Raw genomic sequence first — 12,409 nt, 5'->3', positions numbered from 1 at the left:
TCGGTCCCCCGAGGACTCACGCCGCCGACGCCAGCGACCGGTTCCGCTCCCCGCGGGCGCGGGCCAGTGCCCCCGAGGTGAGCACTGCACGCGGCACGCCCACCCCACAGTCCCCACAGATCGGGCCGAGCCACGGCTCGTACGGGTCGCCCGGACCGGCCCACTCGATGCGCGGCCCCGCGCACACCGGGCACCGCTCGCCCGGTCCGCGCTCCAGGGCCGTGATCAGCCGCCGCAGCACCTCGGGCAGCGGGTCCGACGGGTGCACGGCCGGATCGCCGCACCGCACCACCCCGTTGCCGCCCCAGACCCGCCGGTGCCAGTCGTCGAGCGCGCCGAGCCCGCGCAGCCCCTCGTGCTTCTCGCGCCGCCGCCGGGCGGCGAACTCCTCCTCGTACGCGAGCCACACGGCCCGCGCCTCCTCCAGCTCGTCGAGCGCGGCGATCAGCCGCCCGGGGTCGAGCTCCCGGTCCTCGGGTCCGAACCTGTGCCTGCGGCACAGGTGGTCCCACGTAGCCCGGTGCCCGTACGGCGCGAACCGCTCCAGACACTTGCGCAGCGAGTACCTGCGCAGGGCCGTGTCGCACCCCGGATCGCGCACCTGTCTCGCGAGACTCCGGAAACCGGCCATCTCCCGCCACCTCCGTCGCTGGTCGTTCCGCGATATCAGAGGGACGAACGAGGGCCCCGTCGTGTTCCATCGAAATTCCGATGGCAGCCATCAGCGGTGCGCGAGGGGCCCTGGGGGAGGGCGGAACCCAGGAGTCCGGCGAGCTGCGGAAGCAGGCCCCGCCCCCGTCGACCCGGCCGTCTGCCTGCCCGTCTACCTGCCCGTCCGCGCCGCCGACACCACCACGCGGGCCAGCTCCGCACGGCGGATGTCGCTGTGCGAACGGACGACGTCCCCCGTGTCGACACTCACACACCCCGAGGCCGGTGCGCCTTCGCGCAGCAGCGTCGCCAGCGGCCGCACCACCGTCCCGGGCACGGCCAGGACGCCGTCGTGCCCGATCGCCCCCCAGCGCGGATCGTCCGCGCCGAGCAGACCGGGGCCCGGGGCGAGCGACGCGGAGTCGCCCGCGAGCCGGGACGCCAGCGGGTAGAACACCCCGAGCGCCGTGTCGTGCCGCGAGTAGCAGGCCACCACCGGCCCCCGGACCCGGTGCTGCATGTCGCGCAGCGAACCGGAGCGCCGGGGATCGTGCGGCAGCCGCGCCGCGAACGCGTAGTGCGAGAAGGCACCCTGGAAGAGGGTCACGGAGGCGACCGGACTGGCCCCCGACGGCAGCCCCTTCAGCGCGTACGCGACGAGCCGGGCTCCCATGCTGTGGCCCACCAGGTGGACGCGGAGGCGGGGGGCGGCGCGGGCGACCTCGCCGAGCAGCGGCCCGAGGCCGAACTCGCCGACGTGCCCGGACCGCTTCTTCATCACGTAGTACGTGGCCTGCCGCAGGACCTCCCTGGCCCCCTTCCAGTACCGTTCGAGCCCCTCCCCGAAGCCCTGCGCCGGGCCGGCGTCCGCCCCGAGGGCCTCGGTGAACAGGGTGCACACCGCCACGGGGTCCGCGACCAGGAACTCCGGCACCGGCTCCCGGGACCCGGCAGCGCCCGCACGGCCGTCGCCACCGGCGGACACGTCCGTCAGCTCCCGCAGCAGCGCCCCGAACTCGGCGAACGCCGTCTCGTCCGGCGGCTCCGTGACGAGGAGTTCCGTGAGCCGGTCGAGGACCGCTTCCTTCTCCGGAAGGACCGTCACGAGGGCCCGGTAGTCCGGGACCGGCTCGCCGGTGAACATCATCGACGGCCAGATCACGCCCGCGTACCCGGCCTCGACCCCGGGGGCCAGCAGACCGGGGAAGGGCTCGAAGAAGTCGGAGCAGAGCCGGGTGGCGCCGGACGGGGAACTGTTCCACCCGTGCGCGAACAGCACCAGGTCGGTGACCCCCTGCCGGGCCAGTGCGGCGAGGGCGGCGGACTGCCCCGCGGGCCCGTCGCCCTCCTTGTCGAAGGTGATCTCCCGGTACGGTTCCACACTCATCCCGGTCACGGCCCGACCCGTCCCTCCGCATCGAGGTGGCCGTCGCGCCCAGGACGCGCCGAGCGCGGGCGGCGGCTCCAGGGCCAGCATGCCCGCGCGTGGCCCCGGCCAGACCTCGACCGGGGGGCGTACCGGTTCGGTCGGACCGTGACCCGGGCCCGTACCGCCTCGTTCGGCCCACCCGTACCTCAGGCCTCAGCGGATGCGCGCCGCCGTGATCCGGGGGAAGTGGATGAGCAGGTCGTACGCGGTGGACAGACGCACCGGGGTCTCGGTGCCCGGCCAGGGGTACACGGTCCCGATGCCCCGGGTCGGCCGGGGTGTGCCGAGCCAGTCGCGCGCCGCCGGCGTCGTGCGCCGCAGGTCCAGGTAGAAGGCGCCGGGCGAGACGCGGTCGAGGGTGTGAGCGTTGCTGTCGGGGCCGAGCGTGCCGACGGTGAAGGAACGGAGCGGCTCGCCGGCGGCCTCGGTGTCGTGCGCGTTGAAGGAGCCCTGTCCGAAGGAGGCGCCGACGCTCACGTAGTCCCGGCCGAGGGCGTCCCGCAGGAAGGCGCCCTGGATCCGCGGGTACTGGTCGGGCTTCGGGGTCTCGTAGCCCACGTGCCCGTTGTGCGCGGAGAGCACGATCCGGTCCCCGGTCTGCCGCTGCCACCACACGGTGTTCTCGGCCATGATCCGGTCGCGGTAGAGCATGGCCTCGGCGATGCCCGCGTCCGTCAGCATGTCGTGGGCGTACTCGGTGCCGACCTGGGCGATGGCCCGCGCGTGCTGCACCGCCCACTGGGCCGCCTCACGCGCGCGTGGGTCCTTCGCGGGCCGCTGCCGCTCCAGGAGGGCGAGGGCCGTGTTCACCTCGGCGGCCATCCGCTGCCGTTCGGGGCGCGGCTTGGTCATGTACCCCTTCATCCAGGCCTCGACCTCGCCCGTGGGGCGCGAGGACCGGTACAGCTCCTGGAAGCGGGGGAGCAGCGCGGGGTGGGTGCGGGCCACGTACGCGGTCACGCCGTCGAAGAGGTTCGCGCCCGCGTAGCCGAGGTCGTTGCCCATGAAGCGGACCTGGTGGTCGGGGTGGAGCTGGTTGTGCCGCCGCATCCAGCGGAAGAGGTCGAGGTACTCCTCGGTGTTCCAGAGGCGGTACGACTCCTGGAACTCGTCCCGCATGATCGCCCGGATGTCGCCGCGGCCGGTGCGCACCCACTCGTCGACGAGCAGCCCGGTGGACCAGTTGGCCTCCAGGGCGAAGGTGGTGAAGCCCTGCCGCTCCACGAGGTGTTCGAAGATCCGGTGCTTGGTGGTGAAGAACTCCGCCGAGCTGTGGGTGGCCTCGCCGATGCCGACGACCTTGGCCGAGCCGACCATCCGGTCGAGCGGCCGCAGATCGGTCAACGGCTGTGCGGTGCGGGCGAGTTCGCGCGCGGGATCGGGAACGGCCGGGGCCCCGGCCGCCCCGGCGGCGGGCGCCAGGGTGCCGAGGCAGGCGGCGACCAGGAGCCCGACGAGGGGCAGGCGGCGTCGTAAGGAGGGCGACGAGGGAGCAGGGGGAGTAGCGGACGTGGTGGGCTTGGAGAGGTTCATGGAGCTAGCGTGGCCGGTGGGACATCGCCGGGAACATCCGGCCTTCACCCCGGTGGAGCGGGGGGACAACCCCCGTCAGCGGTAGAGCAGATACTCCTTCCGCACCGCGCGGAACGCCGTCAGGTCCGCCTGCCACGCCCCGACGACCTCGTCCACCCCGGCGCCCGCGTCGATCAGCGTCCGTACCCGGGTCGAACCGGTCAGCTTGTCGATCCAGTTGTCCGCGCGCCAGGCGAAGCCGGACCACGAGCTCCGGGCGGTGACCAGGAGCCCGATTCCGGTCCGTACCGGATCGAAGGACTCCCGGTCGTGGACGTGCAGCTGCACCCCGCCCACGGTCTTCCCCTGGAACTTGGAGAAGGTGGGCGCGAAGTACGCCTCGCGGAACCGGACCCCGGGCAGTCCGAGCGCGTTCGCCGCCTCCACCCACCGCCGGTCGATCCCCTCGGCGCCGAGGAGCTCGAAGGGGCGGGTGGTACCCCGGCCCTCGGAGAGGTTCGTCCCCTCGAAGAGGCAGGTGCCGGAGTAGACGAGCGCGGTCTCCGGCGTCGGCATGTTGGGGCTGGGCGGCACCCAGGGCAGCCCGGTCGCGTCGAAGAACTCCGACCGCCGCCAGCCCGTCATCCGTACGGTCTCCAGCGTGACCGGAGTCGCGAGGAACTCGCCGTTGAAGAGGCGGGCCAGCTCCGCCACCGTCATGCCGTGCGCCTGCGCGATCGGCTCGCGTCCGACGAAGGTGGCGAACGCCCGGTCCAGGACGGGGCCGAGCGCGGCCCGCCCGGTCACCGGGTTCGGCCGGTCCAGGACCACGAACCGCTTCCCGGCGAGCGCGGCCGCGACCATGCAGTCGTACAGCGTCCAGATGTAGGTGTAGAAGCGGGCGCCGGCGTCCTGGATGTCGAAGACGACCGCGTCCACGCCGGAGGCGGTGAAGACGTCCGCGAGCGGCTGCCCGCTCTTCAGATACGTGTCGTAGACGGGCAGCCCGGTCGCCGGGTCGTCGTACCGCCCCTCGGAGCCGCCCGCCTGCGCGGTGCCCCGGAAGCCGTGCTCGGGGCCGAACACGGCGACCAGGTCCACCCGTTCGTCGGCGTGCATGACGTCCACGATGTGCCGGGCGTCCCGGGTGATCCCGGTCGGGTTGGTGACGATGCCGACGCGCTCGCCGGCGAGCAGGGCGTACCCGTCGTCGGCGAGGCGCTCGAAGCCGGTCCGTACGCGCCCGGCTCCGTGCGGCTGCCCCGCCGCCGAGGCGGTGGGCGGGGTGGGCGCGGTGGCCGAGGCGGTGGGCGCGGTGGCCGCCACCGCCCCGAGGGCGCCCCCGGCGGCCAGCAGACTCCGTCGCGACAGGCCCATGCGAAACCTCCTCGATCGTCGTCCCCGGCCGGGGCGCGTGACATGGGCAGGCACGCTAGCGGTCCTGACCGCCCACGGGAACGAGGCGTGCGGCCGACACTCTTCCGTCTTTCCATACCGACTGGTTAGTCTGTCGGCGTCGTCACAGGTCGGCACAGGTCGGCACAGGTCGTCACAGCGGAGAGGTGGGTCCATGAGCGAGGGCACGAACCAGGTCCAGGGCGCCGGAGTCGTCGTCACGGGAGCGGGCGGCGGCATCGGTGCCGCCCTCGCACGCCGGTTCGCCGCCGAAGGGGCCCGGGTCGTCGTCAACGACCTCGACCCCGTCCGCACCAAGGCCGTCGCCGAGGAGATCGGCGCCATTGCCGTCCCCGGCGACGCCTCCGCCGTCGTCGCCGAGGCCCGCGAGGCCCTCGGCGGCACCGTCGACATCTGGTGCGCCAACGCCGGACTCTCCTCGCCCGGCGACGCCTTCGCCGACGAGGACGTCTGGGCCGCCGCCTGGGACGTCAACGTCATGGCCCACGTCCGCGCCGCCCGCGCCCTGCTCCCCGACTGGCTGGAGCGCGGCAGCGGCCGCTTCGTGTCCACGGTCTCCGCCGCCGGACTGCTCACCATGATCGGCGCGGCCCCGTACAGCGTCTCCAAGCACGGCGCGTACGCCTTCGCCGAATGGCTCTCCCTCACCTACCGGCACCGCGGCCTCGCCGTCCACGCCATCTGCCCGCAGGGTGTCCGTACGGACATGCTCACGGCCGCCGGAACGGCCGGCGACCTCGTCCTGGCCCCCACCGCCATCGAGCCCGAGGACGTCGCCGACGCCCTCCTCGACGCCATCGCCGCCGACCGCTTCCTCGTACTGCCGCACCCGGAGGTGGCCGGCTACTACCGCAACCGCGCCACCGACCCCGAGCGCTGGCTGGGCACCATGAACCACGTCCAGCAGACCTGGGAGACGGGCACGCGTTAGCGGCGGCCCGATCGGATGCGAAGATCTACAGGCGGGAACGCGTTCCCCTGACCGAAAACCATCACCGGAACGACCACCAAGGAAGGCGGCGGAGCATGGCCAGGACGACGGACGGGAGCGGCGCGCCCGTCCCCCAGAGGCTCCTCGCCGCCGCCACCCGGCTCTTCGCCGAGCAGGGGTACGACCGCACCTCCGTCCAGGAGATCGTCGAAGCCGCCGGGGTCACCAAGGGCGCGCTCTACCACTACTTCGGCTCCAAGGAGGACCTCCTCCAGGAGGTCTACTCCCGCGTCCTGCGCCTCCAGCAGGAGCGCCTCGACGCCTTCGCGGGCGCCGACGCGCCCATCGAGGACCGGCTGCGCGACGCCGCCGCCGACGTCGTCGTCACCACCATCGAGAACCTCGACGACGCCGCCATCTTCTTCCGCTCCATGCATCACCTCAGCCCGGAGAAGAACAAGCAGGTCAGGTCGGAGCGCCGCCGCTACCACGAGCGGTTCCGCGCCCTGATCGAGGAGGGGCAGCGGGCCGGGGTGTTCTCCTCGGCGACCCCCGCCGACCTGGTCGTCGACTACCACTTCGGCTCGGTGCACCACCTCTCCACCTGGTACCGCCCGGACGGCCCGCTCACCCCCGAGCAGGTCGCCGGCCACCTGGCCGATCTCCTGCTCCGGGCCCTGCGCCCCTGAGCGGGGCCGCGAAGGCTTTCAGCCCCTGAGCGGGGCCGCGAAGGCTTTACAGGTACTTCTTCAGCTCCCGGCGCGCCAGCGACCGCTGGTGCACCTCGTCCGGTCCGTCCGCGAGCTTCAGCGTCCGTGCCGCCGCCCACAGTTCGGCCAGCGGGAAGTCCTGCGAGACCCCGCCCGCCCCGTGCGCCTGCACGGCCTTGTCGATGATGTCGACGACCGCGCGCGGGGTCGCGATCTTGATGGCCTGGATCTCGGTGTGCGCGCCCCGGTTGCCGACGGTGTCCATGAGCCAGGCCGTCTTGAGCACGAGGAGCCGCAGCTGCTCGATCTGCACCCGGGCGTCCGCGATCCAGTTCTGTACGACGCCCTGCTGGGCGAGCGTCTTGCCGAAGGCGGTACGGGAGACCGCGCGTCGGCACATCAGCTCGACGGCCCGCTCGGCCATGCCGATGAGCCGCATGCAGTGGTGGATGCGGCCGGGGCCGAGCCGCGCCTGCGCGATGGCGAAGCCGCCGCCCTCCTCGCCGATGAGGTGCGAGGCGGGGACGCGGACGTTGTCGAAGATCACCTCGGCGTGGCCGCCGTGGGAGTGGTCCTCGTACCCGTAGACCTGCATCGCCCGTCGGACCTCCACACCGGGGGTGTCGCGGGGCACCAGGATCATCGACTGCTGGCGGCGGGGGTCCGTACCGTCAGGGTCGCTCTTGCCCATGACGATGAAGATCCTGCAGTCGGGGTTCATGGCCCCGGAGATGTACCACTTGCGGCCGTCGACGACGTACGAGTCGCCGTCCTGCCGGATCCGGGTCTCGATGTTCGTCGCGTCGGAGGAGGCGACCTCGGGCTCGGTCATCGCGAACGCCGAGCGGATCTCGCCCGCGAGGAGCGGCTCCAGCCACTGCTTCTTCTGCGCCTCGTCGCCGAACTGGGCGAGCAGCTCCATGTTCCCGGTGTCCGGGGCGGCGCAGTTGAGGGCGGTCGGGGCGAGGTGCGGGCTGCGGCCGGTGATCTCGGCGAGCGGCGCGTACTGGAGGTTGGTCAGCCCGGCCCCGTACTCGTCGTCGGGCAGGAAGAGGTTCCAGAGGCCCTGCCGCTTGGCCTCGGCCTTGAGCTCCTCGACGACCGCCGGGGTGTCCCAGGGGGAGGCGAGCAGGGCGCGCTGCTCCTCGGCGACGGCCTCGGCCGGGTACACGTGCTCGTCCATGAAGGCGAGGAGTTTCGCCCGCAGTTCCTCGGTACGGGCGTCGTAGGCGAAGTCCATGGTGGTTCAGCCCTCCTGAAGGGTGGTCAGGCCGTGCTCGATGAAGACGGGGACGAGTTCGCCGATGCGGTCGAAGCCCGCGCCGACCGTCTGCCCGAGGGTCCAGCGGTAGTGGATGCCCTCAAGGATCACGGCGAGCTTGAACCAGGCGAAGGCGGTGTACCAGGCGAGGGCGGACGTGTCGCGGCCCGAGCGGGCGGCGTAGCGCTCGACCAGTTCGGCGGCGGTCGGGTGGCCGGAGGCCGTGGCGGTCGTGGAGATGGGGGAGCCCGGCAGGTCGAGCGGCGTGCTGTACATGACGAGCAGCCCGAGGTCGGTCAGCGGGTCGCCGAGGGTCGACATCTCCCAGTCGAGGACGGCCCGGATGCGGTCGTCGCCGTCGATGAGGACGTTGTCGAGCCGGTAGTCGCCGTGGATCACGGTGGGCGCCGGCGAGACGGGCAGCGCGCGGCCGAGGGCGGCGTGCAGCTCGTCGATCCCGGCCAGTTCGCGGCCGCGCGAGGCGTCGAGCTGCTTGCCCCAGCGGCGCAGCTGCCGGTCGAGGAAGCCGTCGGGGCGCCCGAAGTCGCCGAGCCCGACGGCGGCCGGGTCCACGGCGTGCAGGTCGACGAGGGTGTCGACCAGGCCGAGGACGGCGGCGTGGGTGCGCTCGGGGCCGAGCGGGGCGAGTTCCTGTGCGGAGCGGTACGGAGTGCCGTCGACGAACTCCATGACGTAGAACGGCGCACCGAGCACGGAGTCGTCCTCGCAGAGCAGCAGCGTCTCCGGGACGGGTACGTCCGTGGTGTGCAGGGCGCTGATGACGCGGTGCTCGCGCCGCATGTCGTGCGCGGTGGCGAGGACATGGCCGAGCGGCGGCCGGCGGACGACCCAGCGGCCGGTGCCGTCGGTCACGACGTACGTCAGGTTCGACCGGCCGCCTTCGATCAGCCGGGCTTCGAGGGGGCCGGACACCAGGCCGGGGCGCTCGCGGTCGAGGAAGCGGCGCAGCTGCTCGGGGTCGAGGCCTGGCGGCGGGGCGGAACTCATACGTGCGTACCTCCGGATCGGCTTCGGTCGGCGTTCATGATGACCGACCAGTCGGTATGTCGTCCAGGGGGGGAGTCGTGAATCCGTCCCGCACCCTCTGGTCATCGATTGCATCCATGAATAGGGTTCACATATGGATGCGAAGCTGATCGTCGACGAAGTCCGGCTGACCCCGATCCTCATCTCCGACCCGCCTCTCCTCAATGTCCAGGGGGTTCACCAGCCCTATACGCCCCGGCTCGTGGTCGAGGTGATCACCAGGGGAGGGGCGAGCGGTCTTGGGGAGACGTACGGCGACGCGGTGTACCTGGACCTGGCGCGCCCGCTGGCCGAGGCGCTTCCCGGGCGGTCGGTCACGGACGTGAACGGTCTTTTCGCGCTTGCGGAAGCCGCCGATCCGGCCGAGTCCGCCCCCGGGAGCGCCGATCCGGCCGCCGATACCGGTGTCGACGCCGCCGGCCTGCGCGGCGTCCGCACCGCCGACAAGCTCCGCCTCTCCGTCGTCTCCGCCTTCGAGACCGCCTGCCTCGACGCCCTCGGCAAGACCCTCGGCCTGCCCGTCCACGCCCTCCTCGGCGGCAAGGTCCGCGACTCCGTCGAGTACAGCGCCTACCTCTTCTACCGCTGGGCCGCCCACCCCGCCGCCGGCCCCGTCGACGACTGGGGCCCGGCGCTCGACCCGGCCGGCATCGTCGCCCAGGCCCGCCGCTTCGACCGCGCGTACGGCTTCCGGTCCTTCAAGCTCAAGGGAGGGGTGTTCGAGCCGGAGCAGGAGATCGCCGCGATCCGCGCGCTCGCCGAGGCGTTCCCCGGCCGCCCGCTCCGCCTCGACCCCAACGGCGCCTGGTCCGTGGAGACCTCGCTCTCCGTGGCGCGCGAGCTCAAGGACGTACTGGAGTACCTGGAGGACCCGGCCGGCGGCACCGACGCGATGGCCGAGATCGCCGGCGGCACCGAGGTCCCGCTCGCCACCAACATGTGCGTGACGACGTTCGAGGAGGTCCCGGAGGCCTTCGCGAAGGGCGCGGTACGGATCGTCCTCTGCGACCACCACTACTGGGGCGGCCTCGGGCGCACCCGCGAACTCGCCGCGCTCTGCCGGACGTACGGCGTCGGGCTCTCCATGCACTCCAACACCCACCTGGGCATCAGCCTCGCCGCCATGACCCAGGTCGCCGCCACCCTGCCCGAGCTCCACCACGCCTGCGACACCCACTACCCGTGGCAGACGGAGGACGTCGTCACCACCCGCCCCGTCTTCCGGGACGGGCGGCTCGCCGTCTCCGACGCGCCCGGTCTCGGCGTCGAACTCGACCGGGCCGCGCTCGCCGCCCTGCACCGCCGCTGGCTCGCCGACGACGGCACCCTGCGGAACCGCGACGACGCGGCGGCGATGCGCGTCGCGGACCCGGAGTGGCGGACCCCGAGGGTCCCCCGCTGGTGACCCCCGCCTACGCGGGGACGGAGGTTCAGGCGTGGCAGGCCACGGGCACTCCGCCGTTCATCGCCGCCATGTCGCCGAAGACCGTCACCGGATCGAGCGGTGACGCCTCCGGCAGACCCGCCAGCTCCGCGTACGCCCGGTGAAGGTTGGCCACCAGACGCTCGCTCTCCCGCCACGCGGCGAACTCGCCGAGCTCCGTCCGCCGCGCCGTCTCGAGTGGCGTCGCCCCCTTCGCGTACCCCTCCGCGGCCAGCTCCCGCACCCAGAGCAGATACCGCTCGGTCGCGTCGTAGGCCGAGGGGTCGGTCACCCGGCCGTGCCCCGGCACGACCGTCGGCGCGTCGAGCGAGCGCAGCAGGGCGAGAGCCCGCAGCGACCCGGCGAGCGAACCCATCGGCAGGAAGGGCGTCCCGCCGTGGAAGACCAGGTCGCCGGTGAAGACCACGCCCTGCTCGGGGAGGTGCACTATCGAGTCGCCCGTGGTGTGCGCGGGCCCCGGGTGGATCACCCGTACCTCGATCCCGCCGACGTACAGGGTCAGGCGCTCGCGGTACGTGACGGACGGCGGCAGGATGTCGATCCTCCCGAAGTCGGTCTGCGGCCACAGCAGATGGAGCTGGTGGCCGGCCGCGAGCTGCTCGCTCCGGCAGTTCTCGTGGCCGACGATCCGCGCCTCCGGCAGGAACACCCCGTTGCCGTAGGTGTGGTCGCCGTGGTGGTGGGTGGAGACGATCGTCCCCGGCAGCGGGAGGCCCTCCGCGAGGACCGCCTCCCGCAGCAGCCGCGCCCGCCGCTCGGTGGCGGCGGTGTCGACGAGCAGCGCCTCGCGCGCGTCGCCGATGAATCCGGCGTTGTTCAGGCACCAGCCGCCGTCGGGCTGGACGAAGGCGTGGACGTGCGGAGCGAGCGCGACCACGTACGGATCGGTGGCAGACAAGGGATTCCCCCGGGTGAGAGCCCAACTGGACAGGGGAAGAGTGCCAGTTGGCGGGGGCCGGGGAAAGGCGACCGGGCCGGGGGCGGGTCCGGTACCCCGCCCGCACCTTCCCGGCTTGCGGGCGGACACCGCTGGACCGAGGGTCGGGGGTATGAAGGCGATCAGCTACAGCCGGTACGGCGGCCCCGAGGTCCTGGAGTACGGCGAGCTGCCCGACCCCAAGGTCGGACCCGACGCGGTCCTGGTCAAGGTACGGGCGGCCAGCGTCAACCCGGTCGACTGGAAGTGCCAGGCCGGGTACCTCGACGGGATGATGGACGCGGTCTTCCCCGTCGTCCCGGGCTGGGACGTCTCCGGTGTCGTGGTCCGGCCCGGGGTCTCCGTCACCGAGTTCGTCGAGGGCGACGAGGTCATGGGCTACGTCTTCCTCTCCCGGGGCACCTTCGCCGAGTACGTCGCCGCCCCCGTCCGGACCCTCGCCCGCAAGCCGCGCTCCGTCGGCTTCGAGGAGTCCGCCGCGCTGCCGCTCGTCGGCCTCACCGCCTACCAGGTGCTCCACCAGGCCCTCACGGTCCGCCCAGGCGACACCGTCCTCGTGCACGCGGCGGCCGGCGGGGTCGGTTCCATGGGCGTGCAGATCGCCCGTCACCTCGGCTGCCGGGTCATCGGCGCGGCGCGGGAGGCCGGCCTGGAGCGCGTCGCGGAGCTCGGCGCCGAGCCGGTCGTCTACGACGAGGCGACCTTCGCCGACCAGGTCCGCGCCCTCGCCCCGCTGGGCGTGGACGCCGTCCTCGACACCATCGGAGGACCGTTCCTGCGGATCTCCGCCGGGCTGCGCGCCCCCGGGGGCCGGCTCGCCTCGATCGCCGACGGCGAGGTCCTCGCCCTCGGCGGCCGCTACTTCTGGGTCCGCCCCGATCCGGTCGACCTCGCGGCCCTCGCGGACCTGGTCGACGGGGGCGTGGTCACCGTGCGGGTGGCCAGGACGTTCCCGCTGGAACAGGCGGCGGACGCACAGCGTGCCAACGCCGCCGGCGGCCTGAACGGCAAGGTCGTCGTCACCGTCCCCTGAGCGCTCCGCGCTGTCGGCGGCGGGTCACGCAACCGTCG

The 12,409-nt window shown here is 73.0% G+C and carries 11 protein-coding genes; 4 read left to right on the top strand and 7 right to left on the bottom strand.

The window, feature by feature from the left end; genetic code table 11:
- Positions 1–16: 16 nt before the first annotated feature.
- The 4 genes from OG462_RS11285 to OG462_RS11270 form a co-directional block, all read right to left on the bottom strand.
- Positions 17–631: a hypothetical protein gene (locus OG462_RS11285; protein ID WP_406056940.1), complete on the bottom strand. Its 615-nt coding sequence runs from the start codon at positions 629–631 to the stop codon at positions 17–19.
- Between the two features lie 192 nt (positions 632–823).
- On the bottom strand, positions 824–2,038 hold the full coding sequence (locus OG462_RS11280) for a serine-threonine protein kinase (RefSeq protein WP_406056939.1): 1,215 nt from the start codon (positions 2,036–2,038) through the stop codon (positions 824–826).
- A 195-nt stretch (positions 2,039–2,233) separates the two neighbouring features.
- The gene (locus OG462_RS11275) at positions 2,234–3,613 is read right to left on the bottom strand and encodes an erythromycin esterase family protein (RefSeq protein ID WP_406056937.1); all 1,380 of its coding nucleotides are present in this window, start codon (positions 3,611–3,613) and stop codon (positions 2,234–2,236) included.
- Between the two features lie 75 nt (positions 3,614–3,688).
- Positions 3,689–4,969 carry an exo-beta-N-acetylmuramidase NamZ domain-containing protein gene (locus OG462_RS11270; protein ID WP_406056935.1) on the bottom strand — a complete coding sequence of 427 codons (1,281 nt, stop codon included), beginning with the start codon at positions 4,967–4,969 and terminating at the stop codon, positions 3,689–3,691.
- Positions 4,970–5,162: 193 nt separating this feature from the next.
- Between OG462_RS11270 and OG462_RS11265 the strand changes: the two genes are divergently transcribed.
- Both OG462_RS11265 and OG462_RS11260 read left to right on the top strand, forming a co-directional pair.
- Entirely contained in the window at positions 5,163–5,939 is a 777-nt protein-coding gene (locus tag OG462_RS11265; protein ID WP_406056933.1) for an SDR family oxidoreductase, read from the top strand.
- 95 nt (positions 5,940–6,034) lie between these two features.
- Complete coding sequence (locus tag OG462_RS11260) at positions 6,035–6,628, top strand: TetR/AcrR family transcriptional regulator (protein ID WP_406056931.1); 594 nt, start codon at positions 6,035–6,037, stop codon at positions 6,626–6,628.
- Positions 6,629–6,674: 46 nt separating this feature from the next.
- On the opposite strand, the gene OG462_RS11255 is transcribed toward OG462_RS11260, so the two are convergent.
- Positions 6,675–7,889: an acyl-CoA dehydrogenase family protein gene (locus OG462_RS11255; RefSeq protein ID WP_406056929.1), complete on the bottom strand. Its 1,215-nt coding sequence runs from the start codon at positions 7,887–7,889 to the stop codon at positions 6,675–6,677.
- A gap of 6 nt (positions 7,890–7,895) precedes the next feature.
- Positions 7,896–8,918 (bottom strand): phosphotransferase, encoded by a 1,023-nt coding sequence (locus OG462_RS11250; protein ID WP_406056927.1) that lies wholly within the window; start codon positions 8,916–8,918, stop codon positions 7,896–7,898.
- A gap of 133 nt (positions 8,919–9,051) precedes the next feature.
- Between OG462_RS11250 and OG462_RS11245 the strand changes: the two genes are divergently transcribed.
- On the top strand, positions 9,052–10,362 hold the full coding sequence (locus OG462_RS11245; protein WP_406056925.1) for an enolase C-terminal domain-like protein: 1,311 nt from the start codon (positions 9,052–9,054) through the stop codon (positions 10,360–10,362).
- A gap of 25 nt (positions 10,363–10,387) precedes the next feature.
- Here OG462_RS11245 and OG462_RS11240 read toward each other — a convergent pair whose 3' ends face one another.
- Positions 10,388–11,299: an MBL fold metallo-hydrolase gene (locus OG462_RS11240; protein WP_406056923.1), complete on the bottom strand. Its 912-nt coding sequence runs from the start codon at positions 11,297–11,299 to the stop codon at positions 10,388–10,390.
- 151 nt (positions 11,300–11,450) lie between these two features.
- On the opposite strand from OG462_RS11240, the gene OG462_RS11235 reads away from it, so the two are divergent.
- A complete protein-coding gene (locus OG462_RS11235) occupies positions 11,451–12,371 on the top strand; it encodes an NADP-dependent oxidoreductase (protein WP_406056921.1) in 921 nt (306 codons plus the stop codon).
- Positions 12,372–12,409: the final 38 nt, after the last annotated feature.

This window comes from Streptomyces sp. NBC_01077 (assembly GCF_045162855.1).
In the GTDB taxonomy this organism is placed as follows: Bacteria; Actinomycetota; Actinomycetes; order Streptomycetales; family Streptomycetaceae; genus Streptomyces.
Note: the sequence above shows the minus strand (reverse complement) of the source record. Positions and strands in the feature narration are given on the sequence as shown.

Excerpts from the sequence above, each read along its gene's own strand:
- OG462_RS11280 (WP_406056939.1), bottom strand. The coding sequence starts at position 2,038 with ATGAGTGTGGAACCGTACCGGGAGATCACCTTCGACAAGGAGGGCGAC.
- OG462_RS11260 (WP_406056931.1), top strand. The coding sequence starts at position 6,035 with ATGGCCAGGACGACGGACGGGAGCGGCGCGCCCGTCCCCCAGAGGCTC.
- OG462_RS11250 (WP_406056927.1), bottom strand. The coding sequence starts at position 8,918 with ATGAGTTCCGCCCCGCCGCCAGGCCTCGACCCCGAGCAGCTGCGCCGC.
- OG462_RS11255 (WP_406056929.1), bottom strand. The coding sequence starts at position 7,889 with ATGGACTTCGCCTACGACGCCCGTACCGAGGAACTGCGGGCGAAACTC.
- OG462_RS11245 (WP_406056925.1), top strand. The coding sequence starts at position 9,052 with ATGGATGCGAAGCTGATCGTCGACGAAGTCCGGCTGACCCCGATCCTC.
- OG462_RS11275 (WP_406056937.1), bottom strand. The coding sequence starts at position 3,613 with ATGAACCTCTCCAAGCCCACCACGTCCGCTACTCCCCCTGCTCCCTCG.
- OG462_RS11265 (WP_406056933.1), top strand. The coding sequence starts at position 5,163 with ATGAGCGAGGGCACGAACCAGGTCCAGGGCGCCGGAGTCGTCGTCACG.
- OG462_RS11270 (WP_406056935.1), bottom strand. The coding sequence starts at position 4,969 with ATGGGCCTGTCGCGACGGAGTCTGCTGGCCGCCGGGGGCGCCCTCGGG.
- OG462_RS11235 (WP_406056921.1), top strand. The coding sequence starts at position 11,451 with ATGAAGGCGATCAGCTACAGCCGGTACGGCGGCCCCGAGGTCCTGGAG.
- OG462_RS11285 (WP_406056940.1), bottom strand. The coding sequence starts at position 631 with ATGGCCGGTTTCCGGAGTCTCGCGAGACAGGTGCGCGATCCGGGGTGC.